This window comes from Paraburkholderia sp. SIMBA_054 (assembly GCF_046534875.1).
Lineage (GTDB): Bacteria > Pseudomonadota > Gammaproteobacteria > Burkholderiales > Burkholderiaceae > Paraburkholderia > Paraburkholderia hospita.
Window position 1 is genome coordinate 1 of record NZ_JAWRXV010000071.1, and the last position, 15,691, is coordinate 15,691.

Sequence of the window (15,691 nt, forward strand, 5' to 3'; positions counted from 1 at the left end):
CGGTGAACTCGTCGTCGGCGTCGCCGCCGTCGGCAAGCCGACATACTAACGCCAAGGCGCGATTCCGGAAGACACCGTTCATCGATGTCCGTTATCTGCGAAATCGGCTTGCGTGCCGGTTTTCCGGTACTACACTTGATACCCCATCCCCTGCGACTCTGGTGGACGTCTCCTGACGCGACTGCTATGCGCCTGACTATTCTGATCAATGGCCCCGATCCCACCGTCAATCATGACTATGCGGTGCTTTGGCTTGACACTGGTGAACAACGCTGGTCCCGCGAGGCCCATGCAGGCATCGATCTGCCTGAGTGGGGCGAAATACATTACAGCGGCGACGCAACGGTCCTCAGCGGCTCCGCAGGACCGCTCTGCGTTCTGCATGGTCTGCGCGTGAACCGTCGTGAGGAAGTAAGTTGTGCAGACGGCACCGTCACGCTATCGCACGAAGCCTCGTATGTCCGGATTGCCTGGCACTGGCGCCTGCAGGCAGTTGATCGCACGCGCACCCATGCGGACAGTGCGCTGTTCGCAGGCGGAGTATCAGGGCGCGCGTCGTCCCCTATGGCCGCGCTGACCGGTGCGGGGGCAACTTGCGCGTTGCCCGGCGGAGTATGGCGCCGTGGTTAGGCGAGCTTGTCACCGGGGCGCCACACGCCTTGCGGGGATAAACTGGTGTCAATCGAACTAAAGATGCAACCCGCTCCAAACAGCGAACCACCTCATCTCGGGTTGCAAGTTTCTGTCAATGCTGAGCCGAAATCCGTTTTTTGATGCGCTGGGCGGTGTGGGGGTAGGCATCGTGTTAATGGGTACGGCATTATTCTCCATGCGAGAGATCAAGTCGCCGCTTGTGGGAGAATCCGCGCATCAGCATGTCCGCGATGCGATGGACGCCTGGCTAGAGAACCGGCCCGAGATTCGGCGCACGTCAGCTTCGTGGTACTCGAATGGGCGGACGATCTTGTCGTCGCCGTGCAGGCCGAGCTTGAGGCTGGTGGCACTGCTACTGACCTTGTTCGCATGATTGATCAGATAGAGAACGAATAGCAGATGCAGTTTCCGACTGCCCGATGGATTTACTTCGAACCGGAACTCCACGAACATGGTCGCAAATCCGCTTTGAAGCGGGCCGGCAGGCTTGCGCGTTGCGGAAGCCGGATCTAGCGACGCGACGAATGATCTTCTGCACAATGCGATTCGTGGCGAGCGCGGCCCAGATCTGGGCCAGTGCGACCTCGAGGGTGATCTTTCATCGTGCGCATCATGCTCACGCCACCCGTTCGCAAAAAAAAAACGGTGAAGAGCGCTATACACACAAGCCCGAATGCGATGTCGAGAATCGACGTGTAGTTGAAGGTGATGGACTGGCTGTATGCGCAGCCGAGCCGGTTTTCGGCCGTGCGGGAATCCATCCTGCCACCGCAAATATGCCTTCGACAACAAGGCTGGCGGCGAACATGGCAGCGTAAAACGTGACAAGCATGAAAGCGGTCATCCGCGCGCCGTAGTATTTGCGGTAGATGTTGAGAATGGGAAGGATGATGAGATCGCCGAAGATGAACGACGCGACGCCACCAACGCTGATGCCACCGTGCCACAGCACGCCAGCGAGTGGAATGTTGCCGACTGAGCAGGTGAAAGACGCGAGCGCAATAAGCGGCCCGGCAAATGCCCCCCACATCACCGACGGCACAGGATGACCGGTCAAGAACAGACGTTGCCAGATCCTGTTGGTACCCACGCGGAAAGCGCGCCCGCCACGAGCAGACCGATGGCGATGTCACGCCATAACATCGATCGGGTCATCACGTAAGTGTGACTGATCGCCGTGAGGCCTTTGCGCGAGAACAGACGTGCCGGCCATCCGCCTTCCTGCTCCTCGATTGAAATCGCGGCGTGACAGGGCGCCGTTGGGACGCTGGCGTACATTTTGCGCTTTTCCAAGCTCGAGACTCTGATCAGGAGCGGCGACGATCTGTCCGTTTACCGGGTCAACCCGTTGGCGTTTGCGCGTGATCGCGGCATAGGTGAGGTTGAATGCATTGACCTCTTTCTTCATGCGGCACGGTACGGATTGTTCGAGATGAACTGGGACGTTCTTTGTCCGCAGTCAGTCGGGAATGGTCCTCCATAGCTTCGGATCATTGCGCACGCTAAAGACCCACTATGTGCGTGGGCTATGCGACGTTACGGGCGAAACAGACCTGGACGATTTCATTGAAGTCACGTTTTCGATATCGCCGGAACTCCGGAGGCTGGCGTTCCACGATCCCGAGTCGCTTTCCGTCGAGGATTTCCACTGGAAACTGCGATTTAACGGTGACTGTCGGTTCGCCGGCCAGCAAGTCCGGTTTCTCGACTTCCTGAGGGGGCTGGTGCGCGGCCTCACGTTCCTGCCGCCAGGTTCGACGACCACTCTGCAGGCTGACCTTGCACCCGGTGCCTTGTCGGGCGTGAATGTCGAGACACAGGCCGCTTTTATGGTGCCGATCGCCGGCGAGCCCGCCACCTCGCCAACGCTGTTGCAGGTCGGATATGACGGACAACGGTTTGCGCCGGCGCTCTCCGTTGTGCCGCCCGGTCCTGTCGTCATTCAGGTGAGCAACGACGGGAGCACGCGCGGGTCGCTGCCCTTGATCAATTGGCCTCTCGAAGTCATTGCTCAGGCCATCAAGCCGCCGCTCGAATTTGATCCGTATCTGTCCGGAGGGACGCTGGTGGCGCGACAAACCTTCCGGCGCCTGTTCCGCTCGGAGCGCGTTGACGAGAAAGAGGGGCTTGGGATCCGGCAGGTGACGTTTGTTTTCACGGATCTCAAGGGTTCGACGCCATGTATGAACGCCTCGGCGATCTGAATGCGTACGGCCTCGTCAGACAGCATTTCGCACTGCTTGAGATGGTCGCGCAACGGTATTCCGGTGCTATCGTAAAGACGATTGGCGACGCCGTGATGGCCGTCTTCTGTCGACCCACGGATGCAGTGTCCGCGTCGTTAAGGATTGTGGAGGAAATCGGGCGCTTCAATCGCGAGCGTGGCGAACCGGCCATCATCCTGAAGATCGGGGCGCATTGGCCATCGATCGCCGTGACGCTGAACGACAATCTCGACTATTTCGGTCAGGCCGTCAACGTCGCCGCGCGCGTGCAGTCTTTCGCCGACGCCGGAGAGATTTGCCTCTCGGAAGCGCTCTATAGCTCGCCTTGGCGTCCGTGAGCTCCTTGCTGGCCGCACCGTCGTCGAATTCGAGGCTCCGCTTCGCGGCGTCCAGGGCAGGGCAAGCGTGTATCGCATCGCGTCCTGGGGGTGACGGTTGCGTCACGGATCTCGCCACCTCATTCGACGACGGGAAGAACGTCATTGCGTCGATCACGCTTACACGTAAAGTCGTGAAACGGTCCCATGGGACTGGATAGGAGCAGAAGCCACAAGCTACCGGCCTGGCGCATAGCCATCGGCCATGTGGCCGCGCGGATAGCTGCTGTAATGTGAAAGCTTGGGCCGAGGCGGAGCCAATTCAGACGGCAGCAGTGGGGTCGGTTGCTGTCCTCACTGCTGGAGCAAAATTGACGTTCGAGCCGTTCGTGAGACCCACGTCGGCAAAGTTGACCATCGCTGCAGGTGCCGCGCGAACTGGGCATCAGACTACTTTGACGACTTCGCGCGCGACAATCGCGAGTTCTTTCGTCACCCTCAGAAAGCGCTTCATGTGCCGGCCGGTGCCGTTCGCGGCCAACCTGCGCGAGATCGCGGCCCTTGACGGCGCCGAGGCGCCCCGACACCCGGTGCAACAGCATCGCCATCAGGCTCGACATGACGACGCTCCGCAGTTTCCCGTGCTCGACAACCGGGCGCCCGTGCGCTGCCTGGGCCGGGACTAATTCAACGCGAGCGGATCCATATTTATCGCAAGGTCACGGCCCGAAAGCACCAGCAAGACGAGCCGTGTGCCGCGCCTTTGCAACGGCATCGCGTGACTGCCCCTATCCGGGCTTATTTGACCGTCTATAGTGATGGGTGATGGCGGAAGACGCGTTTCGGAAAGCGGCCAGGACGCGGGACGACAGGCCGCACGCTGTACCCTTTGCGCGACATCTGGCGGTTTTTTGAATCGGGCATCAATTGAGGGTAGTTTTCGGGTTTCTCAAAAGGGGGAGCCGCGGCCAGCACGCAGCGGTTTGAAGCGGGGCAAGCGACCGGTTTCGCGCCGGTCAGAACGGAGAACGGAATGAAGAAACGGGTGGTGGGCCATCTGGCTGCGCTGGTACTGTGCGCGACGCCTTTCATGTCGGCGGCGGCAAAAGATACACAACTGAATGTGTACAACTGGTCGGACTACATCGCCAAGGACACGATTCCGAACTTCACCAGGCAGACTGGCGTGCAGGTCAAGTACGACAACTACGATAGCGACGACACGCTGCAGGCCAAGCTGCTCACGGGCAACTCGGGCTACGACATCGTCGTGCCGACCAGCAACTACGCGGGCAAGCAGATCGCAGCGGGCATCTTCGCGCCGCTCGACAAGTCGAAGATCCCGAACCTCAAGTATCTCGATCCGTCGCTGATGGCGCTCGTCGCGGGCGCGGACCCGGGCAACAGGTTCTCGGTACCCTGGGCCTACGGCACGACGGGGCTCGGCTACAACGTCACGAAGGCGCAGCAGATCCTCGGCAAGGGCGTCGCGCTCGACAGCTGGGACGTCCTGTTCAAGGCGGAAAACATCTCGAAGCTGAAGGCGTGCGGCGTCTCCGTGCTCGACGCGCCGGACCAGATGTTCGCGGCCGCGCTGCATTACATCGGTAAGGATCCGATGAGCACGAACCCGGCCGACTATCGCGAGGCGCTCGCGATGATGAAGAAGATCCGTCCGTACATCACGCAGTTCAACTCGTCGGGCTACATCAACGACCTGGTCGGCGGCGACATCTGCTTCGCATACGGCTGGTCGGGCGACGTCGTGATCGCAAAGCATCGCGCGGCAGAAGCGAAGAAGGCGTACAAGATCGACTACTACATTCCGAAGGGCGGCGCGCCCGTGTGGTTCGACGTGATGGCGATTCCGAAGGACGCGAAGAACAAGGAAGCCGCGATGGAGTGGATCAACTACATCGAGACGCCGCAGGTCCACGCGGCCATCACGAACGCCGTCTACTATCCGAGCGCGAACACGGAAGCGCGCAAGTACGTGGACAAGGATGTCGCGAACGATCCCGCCGTCTATCCGCCGGCGGACGTCGTCAAGACACTGTTCCTGTTGAAGCCGCTGCCGCCTGAAATCCAGCGTCTGCAGACGCGGCTGTGGACCGAGTTCAAGTCCGGCCGCTAAGCGGACCTGAACCAGACGATTGTGCAGGACAGCATCATCATGAGGTCCGCGACTCCCTTTTTGCCTCTGGTGCCGCAGTGGCTACGGTGAGCGTAAGATTAATCAGGAGATTTAGCCATGAAAGAAGCACCCGGAGTTAGCGGCGAAAGCGAGCCTTGTTTTGCCCGCAGACATTCTGCTGCGCTGGCGCGTGCGACCTTATATATTGCTAACGCGGCGGACCAGGACCTCGCGGCGCAAGCCATTGCAGAAATAATCCGTGACTTCGCTTCTGGCCATGGATCAGAGGAACTTATGGTCTTCCGGAGATCGCTGTCCGAGCGCCTTGAGAGGCGGGGCGATCACGCAGCCGCAATGGCGGTCTTGCAGTCGTAATGAAACGTTCCTTGTGGCGTCCCTCATACGACGGAGCGTCGTCGATAGCGCGCTGCGAGTCAGAGGTGTTGCCGGCCTACGGGTGGTGGACGCATCAGTGATGCCTACGATACCGTCTGGGAACACGAACGCTCCCACCATCACGATTGCCGAAAAAGCGGCGGAAATGATCATGCTGGCGAGGAATGCAACCCATGCCGAGACGCTCATAGCGGTTCCGGCCCGCTAGCGACTTATGTCACTACCTCTCCCGATCCCCTCCCAGCGATTCCGGGTCAATATGCGCCTACCGTCAACGGCGTGCGCTCCTGACTCCTGCCGAGGGTCCGACGTGCCTCGTCAAGATGCGTTTCCAGGGCATCGCCGCACGGATCACCTTCTCCTTGAACTCCTTGCTGTGGCGCCGGCGCCGTGTCGGCTGCACCACCTAGTCGTTCGACAACATTTCGTGCGCAGTGGCTTTCGACTATGTCGAAGACCTTGCGCCGGTTCTCCGGGAATTCCGGCGCGTAGCGCGACGGGGATTGACGTTTGGTGTTCTCCATGGCACTCCCCATGCGAGACTGGATGGATGCACGAACGCATGGCGAACGGACATACTTTACGACCTCGCGCTTCGGCCCATATTGGTCAGGTTTCGGTGAGTCGAAGCCGTACGCGCAAGCCTATCGTCGTCCTCTTTCCGACATTCCCAACGGAACCGAAAGCGGCTGGCTGTTGGATCGCTTTGTCGAAGCTCGACCGCTCGCCGGGATGCAGACCCTCTCGGAACGCCTGAGCCCAGCATACTGCGCGCGGCCGCTTTAGCGATTAATTCGATCGCTTTCCCCTATCGCATTGATCGTTAAATTTCAACAGTCCAGGTTTGATTTTCTGCCGGCAGAAAACTACACCAGAAAGTGTCATCTCGAAAATGTGCTGCCACGCTCCATGGAGGATGATATGTCTGACAAGCGACACACCGGAAGCGTTAGCGAAAGCGAAAGCCCTGCCATCCCCGCGCCAACTCCAAAGGTCAGCCGACCGATGAGGAACAAGGATTGGTGGCCGAATCAGCTGGATCTTTCGGTGCTTCACACGCACTCGCACCTGTCCTGCCCGTTGGAAGAGGAGTTCGACTATGCCGAACAGTTCAGGAATCTTGATGTCGAGGCGCTGAAGCAGGACCTGATCAAGCTCATGACCACGTCCCAGGATTGGTGGCCGGCCGACTACGGCCACTACGGGCCCTTGTTCATCCGCATGTCCTGGCATGCCGCCGGCACATATCGCATCGCCGATGGTCGCGGCGGCGGCGGCGAGGGCCAGCAGCGGTTTGCGCCGCTGAACAGTTGGCCGGACAACGCCAATCTTGACAAGGCGCGCCGGCTGCTCTGGCCCATCAAGCAGAAGTACGGCCAGAAAATTTCCTGGGCCGATCTGCTGATCCTGGCCGGCAATGTGGCTTATGAATCGATGGGCTTCAAGACCTTTGGCTTCGGTTTTGGCCGGCCCGACGTCTGGGAGCCCGAAGACATTTTTTGGGGTCCGGAGGACACGTGGCTGGGGGACGAGCGCTACAGCGGCGACCGGGAACTCGCCAAGCCGCTCGCCAACGTGCAGATGGGCCTGATCTACGTCAATCCCGAGGGCCCGGGGGGCAACCCCGATCCGCTCGCTGCGGCCAGGGACATCCGCGATACCTTTGGCCGCATGGCCATGAACGATGAAGAAACCGTTGCGCTCATCGTGGGCGGCCACACGGTCGGCAAGACGCATGGTGCTGCGCCGGCGGCAGGGAATGTCGGCCCGGAACCAGAGGGCGCCTCGATCGAGGAGCAAGGCCTGGGCTGGAAGAACAAGTTCGGCAGCGGCAAGGGTTCCGATGCGATTACCAGCGGGCTTGAAGGCGTATGGACCAACAATCCCACCACATGGGACAACGGGTTTCTGGAGAACCTGTTCAAGTACGAGTGGGAGCTGACGACGAGCCCTGCGGGCGCGAAGCAGTGGACGCCCAAGAATCCCGAGGCGAACGACACTGTGCCCGATGCACACGAGGCGTCCAGGCGGCACGCGCCGACGATGCTGACGACAGACCTGTCGCTGCGAATGGATCCGATTTACGCGCCGATTGCGAAGCGCTTCCACGACAACCCAGACCAGCTTGAGGACGCGTTTGCCAAAGCCTGGTTCAAGTTGCTTCACCGCGACATGGGTCCCCGCTCACGCTATTTGGGCCCCTGGGTCCCGGAGGCGCAGCTTTGGCAAGACCCGATACCACCGGTCGATCACGAGCTGGTCAGCGAACAGGATATCGTCGCCCTCAAGCGCACCGTCCTCGACTCTGGTTTGTCCGTCCCTGAGTTGGTTTCCACAGCCTGGGGCGCTGCCGCCAGCTTCCGTGGCACCGATAAACGTGGTGGTGCCAACGGCGCGCGGATTCGCCTGGCGCCGCAAAAGGATTGGGAGTCCAATGAGCCGCCGCGGCTGGCAAAGGTCCTGACAGCGCTTGAGCGCATCCGGAAAGACTTCAACGGCTCGCAGTCCGGTGGCAAGAAGGTTTCGCTTGCCGATCTGATTGTCCTTGGTGGGTGCGCTGCCGTCGAGGAAGCGGCCGGAAAGGCGGGATACAAAATTAGCGTCCCGTTCGCGCCGGGTCGCACCGATGCCTCGCAGGAACAGACTGATGAGAGCATCTTTGATGTGCTCGAACCGATCGGCGACGGGTTCCGCAACTATTTCCGAGCGGAAGACCCCCTGTCGCCGGAGGCCCGTCTGCTGGACCGGGCCAACCTCTTAAAGCTGACCGCGCCCCAGATGACGGTTCTCGTTGGCGGCATGCGCATGCTCGGTGCAAACCACGGGCAATCGAAGCACGGCGTGTTCACCGACAAGCCGGTTACGTTGAGCAACGACTTCTTCGTGAACTTGCTCGACATCGGCACAGCGTGGAGACCTTCCGCCTCGGACAAGAACGTGTACGAGGGCAATGATCGCTCTACGGGCAAGACCAGGTGGACCGCGACGGCTGCCGACCTTGTCTTCGGGGCGCATTCTCAATTGCGCGCGCTGGCCGAAGTCTACGCGTGCGACGACGGGAAGGAGAGATTCGTGCGCGACTTCGTGGCGGCGTGGAACAAGGTCATGAATCTCGATCGCTACGACCTGCTCGGCCGGGGAAACGGTCGACGCGCGGTTGCAGCCGCGCACTAAGCGAGTGTGACGACACCGCTGCAGCACAAACGTGGGCGGCCTTCCCGAGGGTCGCCTGCGCCTCGTTGCTCGGGCGCGTCGCTCAACATCATGTGAAGGCAAGTCCATGGATCAAGACACCGCACCTGATCGCTCGCCTCAACTCGATTACTGTCTCCGTGGAGGAGTTGATCCTTGCGAGCCGCGAAGGAGTACGGGGAGGCGTGGTCCGGCACCGACGGTTGCACAGGATCTTCAACTACATCCTGCAGTTGCTGTACATGGGATGTCAGTGGAAGGCGCTGCCGATCGAAAGGAATGGAGAAGGTCGCGGCATCGCCCTGAAATCCACTACACGCGCATCTATCGGGCGTTGCGGCGATGGCCGGCCGATGGCTGCATCCACGCGATTTTTGCGGGCTCGGTGCGCAAGCTTCATCAGGACGGACTGCTTGAGCTCACGGTCATCCACGGCGACGGCACGACCACTGTCGCGAAGAAGGCGACAACCTGGGGTACAGCGGACACAAGCACCTGAAAGGGGACAAGGTGGTCGCCTTCTGCGATCGCCGCTGCAACGTGATCGCGCCATTCGTTTCTGCCCCGGGCAACCGCAACGAATCGCCGCTGCTGCGTGAGGCGCTGCCCCGATTGAACCGCATCGCCCGGTCGCCCAGATGAAGCAGGTTGATCTCTTTCCCGGCGGTGTGGTCGGCGCGTATCTGGCGGTGGCGGCGAGTATGGGGAGTGGCCGGGGTCTGGCTCGATGGACGATGCGTGCTTCCGGACCGAACAGCTCATCGAAGGCGGCTGGCAACGGGGCCTTGCGTCAGTAAGGATTTTCCGGCGTCGACGCGGTTCCGAGGGGCGGAAGGTCAGGTTCATGTTCAGCGCCGCCCCCCACGGCACGTCCGCATGCAGGTGTTCGACGTAGGCTCTCCAGCCCGGCTCGTTGTCGGCGAAGAGGTCATGCTCAACGAGATGGGCGAGCGACCGTCGGTTCAGACTCACATCGAGCAATCCTTTGGGCCATAGAAAATAGGCGCCTGCAGCTCGCGTCACAAATTCCAGCGGCGTCATCTCCGGCTCAACCTCCTGCAAGATGGAAAAGGTCATCAGTGATTCTTCCTGCCGGACGGCTTCGCCAAAGGTGTTGTAACGGTGGGCGCATTTCATGACGCAGGCAATCGCCTCAATCACGTCGCCGAGATGAAGCAGCAGCGCTCTGCGTTCCATGCCATCCGCGGCGCCAATAGCAGCACCCGCTGTCGGTCCTTCGAGCGCTCGGCGGGTTCAATCCGCTTTGCGATACAGCGGTATAACCGCGTGTAGACATCGCGGTCCTGCTCGCCAATCCTGAGGTACAGGTCGAGCTGGTCGGGGGTCATGCATTCGTCGGCTGCGCTTCGCCTCAACGCATCGCGGTCGATGTTATCTGCCATTGACAGTTCTCTATCTGGTAACCTGGCTAGTCGCAATCTCAGGGCCCCGGACTGTAACCGGCCAGCATCTCCTGCTGGTCGGAGTTCCGGATTAAGCCACCAGCAATTGCTGGGCGAAAGCAGATCGGTCCATTGCCGCGCAGCAAAACTGACCATGTGCTCGTGATGCGGCGTTACCCTCGCACTGCGGATCGGAGAAGCGCGGATCACTTGCCTGATCTGGGGTCCGCCGTGCGGGCGAACGGATCACCCGGCGAGTGTGACCGTGGACGCGACCCGCGATTCAACATTTAAAGAAGGCTGGATCAGGTCAATTCGCTGACTACAAACCCGTCCGTAGAAACGGTCAACCTCACAGCTTTCGGAACTCTGGCAGGGGCTTACCTGGGATCACTTGCCTGATCTGGGGTCCGCCGTGCGGGCGAACGGATCACCCGGCGAGTGTGACCGTGGACGCGACCCGCGATTCAACATTTAAAGAAGGCTGGATCAGGTCAATTCGCTGACTACAAACCCGTCCGTAGAAACGGTCAACCTCACAGCTTTCGGAACTCTGGCAGGGGCTTACCTGGGAGCAGGTTCACTGCCGGCACGGGACGGGACGGCAGGGCCGCTCAGAAGAGCCGAGATAGCGGCAAGCAACGTAATACTTTCCACTGCTTTTGCAAAAAATGATCGTGCACAACTGTTGCGGCAGGTGACCATTCCAGGGACGAGGCGAGGATGATCGGCACAGAGGCAAGGTTGGCGTCTTCGCGAAAAACCCGACAGAGTGCCGGACCGTCCGTGCCCGGCAGTAATAAGCAGATCAGGGCGCGCGAGCCGTGAAGCGCCAGAGCGGCGTCGCCGTTCGGTGCCCACACAACTTCCCAACCGTTCATTCTCAGTACGGTGGCCCATGCGTCAGCATCATGATCCTCGGCCAGGAGAACGGTGGGGCGGCGTTCAGATGTCTCCATAACGCGTCCCGGCATAAGGCAGATTCAAATACTAGCTGCAATAAGCGAGCCAAAGCGGAGACCAAAAAACCGGCCGCGCCGAGCGGCGACCGTAAAGGTCTTCGATTCCGTGCGGTGTAAAGCATGGCGGTGTCAGCCAGCCAGGGCGAGTTGCAGACCGGCCTGCACCCTTTGCCTGCCATGATTGATGCGCAACGCACGTCGTGTGCCAATGTTCTACACGCCTGGCATCACCGTTTTGCCGCGAGAGCGCGCGCCAAAAAGGCACGGACCTTGCTTGTTCACTGATACAGCAAGAGAAAGTTGCGCTGCAAGCGGCGAACGCCGCATTCACCGACGCAGACTTCGATGAAGAAGGGGGTGATGAAACAGCTAACTAATCAAAGCACGGCCAAACAACTGCGGATGGTGGCAGCGCTTGTATTGTTGACCGCATTAGCGGCTGCAAGCGCTCTACTGGCGAAAGCGCTGCTTCGGGCGCCGCGCTGGACAGCAGCGGCGTGATGGACGGCCACGCGGGGACGGCCACGCGAGCGAACAGGCTGCGGCAGCCGCGGCGTCGGGCGCCAGCCAATGACGTCGGTCCGGCGCCAATTTGCAGTCAGGCAATCTGGGTTGAACGCCTCATGACCAGGTAGAAGCCGCGACAGTAATACCGGCGAGTTGCCGACGTGGACAAGCGCGGACTTACTGTTCCGGCTGTACCGGTGCAATCGATGCATGCGACCCGGTTCTCGCAAGGACGGGAATGAACGCATGCACTTGCATCGCGGGAGATGCAATCATGGACCCAAGAACTTATTGCCAGATGCATATCTGCGGCGGCGATTTTACACACGTCAGAGTGTGCTTCCGTTACCTGTGACTAGTGATGGCGGCGTTCGAAGCAAAGAAGCCTGAAGCGGTCCGCGCGCCTCGTCTTCTCTGCTCGCGGCCGGTGATCGGCGCGCTCAACGAGCCTGCCTCGCCGGACGCGATCTGACACATTGTGCCGCATGTATCCGCGGCGTTTCGGTGAAGACATCGACCAGGGAGAAAAAACATGAAACTCCGGTATTTCCTTCAGGTGGTGGCTGCCGCGCTGGGTCTTGGTGTCGCGTCGACCGGCGCAGTGTATGCGCAGACGAGCGATGCAGCGGCGGGCGCCGCGAAGCTGTCGGCGGCGGACCAGCAGTTCGTGCAGGATGCCTCGCAGGCCAACGCCACCGAAATCGCTGCAAGCAACATAGCGCTCAGGAATTCGAGCGATCCGCACGTCAGGACATTCGCCCAGCAGATGATCACCGACCATACGAAGCTTGCGCACAGCATGGGCGCACTGGCTGCCAGAAAGGGCCTGGGCGCGGCACCGGCCGCCAATTCCGCTCTGGTCGGCAAGCTGCAGACGCTTAAGGGCAAGGAGTTCGATCAGGCGTACGTCGAACAGATTGCGCTCGAGGGTCACCAGAAGGCGGTCGATCTGTTCCAGACAGAGAGCGAAAGCGGCAGCGATGTGGAACTGAAGGCCGCGGCCGCGCACGCGCTGCCGACCATCAAGCATCACCTCGCGATGGCGCAGCAACTCGCTGGCACGATGAAGGGTTCGTCATGAGTGAGATGCTGCCGCGGCCAGCCTATGAGGATTTCCTATGCACATCACGTTTCCCGACGACCAGCCAGCGTTCGATGGTGCGAATCTGACCGTGCGTTTTACGGCGCGCGCCGACGGCAAGCCGGTTGAATGCACCATTACCGCCGAGGCGCTGGAAGATCATTTCGGCGCCGATTCCGCGCTGGAACCCGCCCTGATGGCTGCTTTCGACAACGGCCGCAATCGCATCCATTCGGTTTGCGCGGAAGCGCTCGCCCAGAACGGTGGCAAAGAAGTCGTGTTACATAGCGGACTGTTCAGGGTGGACGGCATGGAACCCGATCGCGGCACCACGGCATAGTCCGCCTGCGTGTCACCGCTTGCATTTGTGCCTTGGCGCGCGCGGGGTGGGGCAGCATAGTCCGCAACCACCAGTCAACGATGAAGGGAGGCGACATGTCACTGATCGTCGCAGCACGCTTTACGACATTCCCCGCCGCTGAAGACGCGGCGCAACGGCTCTTCGCTGCGGGTTTCGTCGAGGAGGACGTCATGCTGTTTTTCGTTAATCCGCGCGGCCAGCATGCACGTTTTCGGCTCGGCGGCGATACCAGCACCGACGCAAATGCGAGGGAGGCGCCGAAGGGCGCCGGCATGGGCGTCACGATTGGCGCGGGTGGTTGGTAGCGGTAGTCGGCGTCGGGATATTCGCAGCGTTTTCGGCGCCGCTTGTCGTGTCGCTGATCGCAGCCGGGGTGGGCGCGTATGTCGGTTCACTGGTCGGCGCGATGGCGCGTACCTTCGAAGCCAATAAGACAGGACACCCGGTGCCGTATTACGAAGAAACCCGGGAATCCGGCGTGCTGATCGCCGTACACGTGTCGCCGGACAACCAGATGGACGCCGCGCGCGGGTGTTGCGCGACGCGGGAGGCGCAGCAATCGAACGTGCGAGCGGCCGCTGGCAGCAAGGACGGTAGGCCGACTTCGATCCAACCAGACAGCCGGAGCCGCTGAACGAATTCAGCGGGAAGCACGTATGAATCGAGGGAATTTTTCGCTGGGATTTTTCAGCGAACTAGGAGACACGAACGGCCTGGATATGCCAGCCGTTCTGCATGCCGGGCGGTACATTCCAGGCATGCCCCATGCGGATAGATCCGTGGATCTCCGCTGCTGCATGAAAGTATGCGGCGACTGATTCCACGATTGGCGGAACCCCAGGAGGTATTGAATGGCTACGAACGTTGTTTCCGTGCTGAACGATCTGATCGAAACGTCGAAGGATGGCGAGAAGGGCTTTCTCAAGGCGGCGGAAGACGCGCATGACGCCCAACTGAAAACGCTGTTTCTGTCGCGGGCCGATGACTGCGCGCGCAGCATACGTGAATTGCAGGATGCGGTTCAAGGCTTGGGCGGCAAGCCGGAAACGCACGGCAGTATGAGCGGAGCCTTGCATCGCGGCTGGCTCGACGTGAAGTCGGCGGTGACGGATCGCAGCGACCACGAAATCCTTGCTGAATGCGAAAAAGGCGAGGATATAGCGAAGAAGCGCTATCACGACGCGCTTGAAGAGGATTTGCCGCCGGACGTGCGCAGAGTCGTCGAGGGCCAGTATCAGGGCGTATTGCAAAACCATGATCGCGTGCGCGATCTGCGCGACCAGTACGCCGCGGTCAGGCATTAATCGGTGGTAAGTGGCCGGCGCTCCGACGGGCGCCGGTGATAGGGGGTAAATGGAAGCCCCTGATCCTGTTTCACGTCGCACACGACATTATGGAGAACTAAGGCGGGCGGTCGGAGCAGTTAGCCACAAGATGCTAATCCAGTGGAGACAGTTGGCCTCGTCAATCGTGTCGACTACAAGGAGATTCCGCCGCGAGTCGGGTACACGCTAACAGCATTCGGCCTGGCTCCAGTAAGCTATCAAACAGATCAGCGTCCTCTCCGTGAATCACAACTACATTCGATGGTGCGAAAAAAGGCGCGCGAACCGGCACAACGCTAAGTCGAGCGTGAGGCCTGCCGAGGGGTTATTTGACATAAACCGAATTATCAACATTTCATAAGACTCCTAATGTAATCGATAAGACTTGAACCGATAACGTCTGTCGTATCGCTTTCGGTGCCCGGTTCGCTTCGGAAAATAGATAGGCATCCTACTCACGTGAAATAACCAGAGTTGTCGAACGGACATTCGGGAGTGTTGCGCTTTTCTGGCGTCCGACAATGACAATTTCAAGGTTCGCGGGCAGACTTCGCGCAACAGAAACGGCCGCCGTGTGACGCACCACCTTGACTCAAAAGTTGTTGGATACAAGCTTGATAGCGAACACCGAGTGATACGCTCCCAGCGGGTCATGATGCTGGAAGACCACGTCATAATTCACCCCCCAAATCATGCAGGCATCACCGGTGTGTCGATTCGTGCCGTTGGGGCGATGTGTTAGCGTAATCCGCTCGACCGTGAAGGATTTTTTTGTTTCCAAGTCCGTAATCACGAAATTCGGGTCCTGTTCAACATGCCAGCTTGCACCGTACTTCCTGTCGAGGACGGGCCTAATCTCATCCCAGTAGGTCTTATTGAAGGCCACATCAATCTCTGTGATGCGCCCTCCAGGGAACGAAACAAATACGCTTACCGGAGAATTGCTATTGCCGACCCCCACTCCAAATGGAATCCGGGCATGAGTCACTATCGCAGGCTGGACCCGCATTCCACTCTTCGATTTCGGCCGCTGAGGTCAGTCCGTATTTTTTCCCAAGTTCAAGGAACTTGTCGGATTGCCATCGCTCGGGGTTCATCTTGTAGTTCTTTATCCCGAGAGACTCCATCAACGAT

19 protein-coding genes and 4 pseudogenes are annotated in these 15,691 nt (G+C 60.1%); 16 read left to right on the forward strand and 7 right to left on the reverse strand.

Annotation, left to right across the window (positions count from 1 at the left end):
* The first annotated feature begins 186 nt into the window (after positions 1-186).
* Positions 187-630 carry a DUF3564 family protein gene (locus tag SB822_RS46570; RefSeq protein WP_410857837.1) on the forward strand — a complete coding sequence of 148 codons (444 nt, stop codon included), beginning with the start codon at positions 187-189 and terminating at the stop codon, positions 628-630.
* A 240-nt stretch (positions 631-870) separates the two neighbouring features.
* On the opposite strand, the gene SB822_RS46575 is transcribed toward SB822_RS46570, so the two are convergent.
* The 3 genes from SB822_RS46575 to SB822_RS46585 all read right to left on the reverse strand — a co-directional run bounded on the left by SB822_RS46575 (position 871) and on the right by SB822_RS46585 (position 2,062).
* The gene (locus SB822_RS46575; protein ID WP_410857838.1) at positions 871-1,107 is read right to left on the reverse strand and encodes a hypothetical protein; all 237 of its coding nucleotides are present in this window, start codon (positions 1,105-1,107) and stop codon (positions 871-873) included.
* Positions 1,108-1,309: 202 nt separating this feature from the next.
* A complete protein-coding gene (locus SB822_RS46580) occupies positions 1,310-1,684 on the reverse strand; it encodes a permease (RefSeq protein ID WP_410857888.1) in 375 nt (124 codons plus the stop codon).
* 99 nt (positions 1,685-1,783) lie between these two features.
* Entirely contained in the window at positions 1,784-2,062 is a 279-nt protein-coding gene (locus SB822_RS46585) for a hypothetical protein (protein ID WP_410857892.1), read from the reverse strand.
* Here SB822_RS46585 and SB822_RS46590 point away from each other — a divergent pair.
* From SB822_RS46590 to katG, 9 genes and pseudogenes are all read left to right on the forward strand, one after another.
* Positions 2,003-2,137: a DUF5939 domain-containing protein gene (locus tag SB822_RS46590; protein ID WP_410857889.1), complete on the forward strand. Its 135-nt coding sequence runs from the start codon at positions 2,003-2,005 to the stop codon at positions 2,135-2,137. The two genes, SB822_RS46585 and SB822_RS46590, sit on opposite strands and share 60 nt — an antisense overlap.
* Positions 2,124-2,858 (forward strand): DUF5939 domain-containing protein, encoded by a 735-nt coding sequence (locus SB822_RS46595; protein WP_410857839.1) that lies wholly within the window; start codon positions 2,124-2,126, stop codon positions 2,856-2,858. The genes SB822_RS46590 and SB822_RS46595 overlap by 14 nt, the downstream gene beginning before the upstream one ends.
* On the forward strand, positions 2,834-3,217 hold the full coding sequence (locus tag SB822_RS46600) for an adenylate/guanylate cyclase domain-containing protein (RefSeq protein ID WP_410857840.1): 384 nt from the start codon (positions 2,834-2,836) through the stop codon (positions 3,215-3,217). The genes SB822_RS46595 and SB822_RS46600 overlap by 25 nt, the downstream gene beginning before the upstream one ends.
* 434 nt (positions 3,218-3,651) lie before the next feature.
* On the forward strand, positions 3,652-3,882 hold the full coding sequence (locus tag SB822_RS46605; RefSeq protein ID WP_410857841.1) for a hypothetical protein: 231 nt from the start codon (positions 3,652-3,654) through the stop codon (positions 3,880-3,882).
* Positions 3,883-4,229: 347 nt separating this feature from the next.
* Positions 4,230-5,330, forward strand: coding sequence for a polyamine ABC transporter substrate-binding protein (locus SB822_RS46610; RefSeq protein WP_410857842.1), 1,101 nt, complete (start codon positions 4,230-4,232; stop codon positions 5,328-5,330).
* Positions 5,331-5,447: 117 nt separating this feature from the next.
* Positions 5,448-5,705 carry a hypothetical protein gene (locus SB822_RS46615; protein WP_410857843.1) on the forward strand — a complete coding sequence of 86 codons (258 nt, stop codon included), beginning with the start codon at positions 5,448-5,450 and terminating at the stop codon, positions 5,703-5,705.
* A gap of 34 nt (positions 5,706-5,739) precedes the next feature.
* A pseudogene (locus SB822_RS46620) lies at positions 5,740-5,934 on the forward strand (GMC oxidoreductase); the annotation flags it as partial.
* A gap of 202 nt (positions 5,935-6,136) precedes the next feature.
* A pseudogene (locus SB822_RS46625) lies at positions 6,137-6,512 on the forward strand (SAM-dependent methyltransferase); the annotation flags it as partial.
* A 219-nt stretch (positions 6,513-6,731) separates the two neighbouring features.
* Positions 6,732-8,900 (forward strand): catalase/peroxidase HPI, encoded by a 2,169-nt coding sequence (gene katG / locus SB822_RS46630; protein WP_410857890.1) that lies wholly within the window; start codon positions 6,732-6,734, stop codon positions 8,898-8,900.
* A 417-nt stretch (positions 8,901-9,317) separates the two neighbouring features.
* Here the strand turns inward: katG and SB822_RS46635 are convergent, their stop codons facing one another.
* The 3 genes from SB822_RS46635 to SB822_RS46645 all read right to left on the reverse strand — a co-directional run bounded on the left by SB822_RS46635 (position 9,318) and on the right by SB822_RS46645 (position 11,280).
* Positions 9,318-10,115 carry a hypothetical protein gene (locus SB822_RS46635; RefSeq protein WP_410857844.1) on the reverse strand — a complete coding sequence of 266 codons (798 nt, stop codon included), beginning with the start codon at positions 10,113-10,115 and terminating at the stop codon, positions 9,318-9,320.
* On the reverse strand, positions 10,076-10,321 hold the full coding sequence (locus SB822_RS46640; protein WP_410857845.1) for a hypothetical protein: 246 nt from the start codon (positions 10,319-10,321) through the stop codon (positions 10,076-10,078). The genes SB822_RS46635 and SB822_RS46640 overlap by 40 nt, the downstream gene beginning before the upstream one ends.
* Positions 10,322-10,935: 614 nt before the next feature.
* Positions 10,936-11,280: a response regulator gene (locus SB822_RS46645; RefSeq protein ID WP_410857846.1), complete on the reverse strand. Its 345-nt coding sequence runs from the start codon at positions 11,278-11,280 to the stop codon at positions 10,936-10,938.
* A gap of 348 nt (positions 11,281-11,628) precedes the next feature.
* Here SB822_RS46645 and SB822_RS46650 point away from each other — a divergent pair, with 348 nt between their 5' ends.
* The 6 genes and pseudogenes from SB822_RS46650 to SB822_RS46675 all read left to right on the forward strand — a co-directional run bounded on the left by SB822_RS46650 (position 11,629) and on the right by SB822_RS46675 (position 14,857).
* Positions 11,629-11,784: a hypothetical protein gene (locus SB822_RS46650; protein WP_410857847.1), complete on the forward strand. Its 156-nt coding sequence runs from the start codon at positions 11,629-11,631 to the stop codon at positions 11,782-11,784.
* A 538-nt stretch (positions 11,785-12,322) separates the two neighbouring features.
* Complete coding sequence (locus tag SB822_RS46655) at positions 12,323-12,871, forward strand: DUF4142 domain-containing protein (protein ID WP_410857848.1); 549 nt, start codon at positions 12,323-12,325, stop codon at positions 12,869-12,871.
* Positions 12,868-13,211: pseudogene (locus SB822_RS46660) on the forward strand (DUF1488 domain-containing protein). Before SB822_RS46655 ends, SB822_RS46660 begins: the two are co-directional and overlap by 4 nt.
* A gap of 95 nt (positions 13,212-13,306) precedes the next feature.
* Positions 13,307-13,826 (forward strand): annotated as a pseudogene (locus tag SB822_RS46665) (hypothetical protein); the annotation flags it as partial.
* 257 nt (positions 13,827-14,083) lie between these two features.
* Positions 14,084-14,536, forward strand: a complete 453-nt coding sequence (locus tag SB822_RS46670) for a PA2169 family four-helix-bundle protein (RefSeq protein WP_410857849.1) — start codon at positions 14,084-14,086, stop codon at positions 14,534-14,536.
* Between the two features lie 141 nt (positions 14,537-14,677).
* Positions 14,678-14,857, forward strand: coding sequence for a winged helix-turn-helix transcriptional regulator (locus SB822_RS46675; RefSeq protein ID WP_410857850.1), 180 nt, complete (start codon positions 14,678-14,680; stop codon positions 14,855-14,857).
* Positions 14,858-15,149: 292 nt separating this feature from the next.
* Here the strand turns inward: SB822_RS46675 and SB822_RS46680 are convergent, their stop codons facing one another.
* Positions 15,150-15,566, reverse strand: a complete 417-nt coding sequence (locus SB822_RS46680; RefSeq protein ID WP_410857851.1) for a hypothetical protein — start codon at positions 15,564-15,566, stop codon at positions 15,150-15,152.
* Positions 15,567-15,691: the final 125 nt, after the last annotated feature.

What these genes read in the sequence shown, in the direction of transcription:
- SB822_RS46570 (WP_410857837.1), top strand. Translation starts at nt 187, where the DNA reads ATGCGCCTGACTATTCTGATCAATGGCCCCGATCCCACCGTCAATCAT.
- SB822_RS46575 (WP_410857838.1), bottom strand. Translation starts at nt 1,107, where the DNA reads ATGTTCGTGGAGTTCCGGTTCGAAGTAAATCCATCGGGCAGTCGGAAA.
- SB822_RS46580 (WP_410857888.1), bottom strand. Translation starts at nt 1,684, where the DNA reads ATGTGGGGGGCATTTGCCGGGCCGCTTATTGCGCTCGCGTCTTTCACC.
- SB822_RS46585 (WP_410857892.1), bottom strand. Translation starts at nt 2,062, where the DNA reads ATGAAGAAAGAGGTCAATGCATTCAACCTCACCTATGCCGCGATCACG.
- SB822_RS46595 (WP_410857839.1), top strand. Translation starts at nt 2,124, where the DNA reads ATGGTCCTCCATAGCTTCGGATCATTGCGCACGCTAAAGACCCACTAT.
- SB822_RS46600 (WP_410857840.1), top strand. Translation starts at nt 2,834, where the DNA reads ATGTATGAACGCCTCGGCGATCTGAATGCGTACGGCCTCGTCAGACAG.
- SB822_RS46610 (WP_410857842.1), top strand. Translation starts at nt 4,230, where the DNA reads ATGAAGAAACGGGTGGTGGGCCATCTGGCTGCGCTGGTACTGTGCGCG.
- SB822_RS46615 (WP_410857843.1), top strand. Translation starts at nt 5,448, where the DNA reads ATGAAAGAAGCACCCGGAGTTAGCGGCGAAAGCGAGCCTTGTTTTGCC.
- katG (WP_410857890.1), top strand. Translation starts at nt 6,732, where the DNA reads ATGAGGAACAAGGATTGGTGGCCGAATCAGCTGGATCTTTCGGTGCTT.
- SB822_RS46635 (WP_410857844.1), bottom strand. Translation starts at nt 10,115, where the DNA reads ATGGAACGCAGAGCGCTGCTGCTTCATCTCGGCGACGTGATTGAGGCG.
- SB822_RS46640 (WP_410857845.1), bottom strand. Translation starts at nt 10,321, where the DNA reads ATGGCAGATAACATCGACCGCGATGCGTTGAGGCGAAGCGCAGCCGAC.
- SB822_RS46645 (WP_410857846.1), bottom strand. Translation starts at nt 11,280, where the DNA reads ATGGAGACATCTGAACGCCGCCCCACCGTTCTCCTGGCCGAGGATCAT.
- SB822_RS46650 (WP_410857847.1), top strand. Translation starts at nt 11,629, where the DNA reads ATGAAGAAGGGGGTGATGAAACAGCTAACTAATCAAAGCACGGCCAAA.
- SB822_RS46655 (WP_410857848.1), top strand. Translation starts at nt 12,323, where the DNA reads ATGAAACTCCGGTATTTCCTTCAGGTGGTGGCTGCCGCGCTGGGTCTT.
- SB822_RS46670 (WP_410857849.1), top strand. Translation starts at nt 14,084, where the DNA reads ATGGCTACGAACGTTGTTTCCGTGCTGAACGATCTGATCGAAACGTCG.
- SB822_RS46680 (WP_410857851.1), bottom strand. Translation starts at nt 15,566, where the DNA reads ATGCGGGTCCAGCCTGCGATAGTGACTCATGCCCGGATTCCATTTGGA.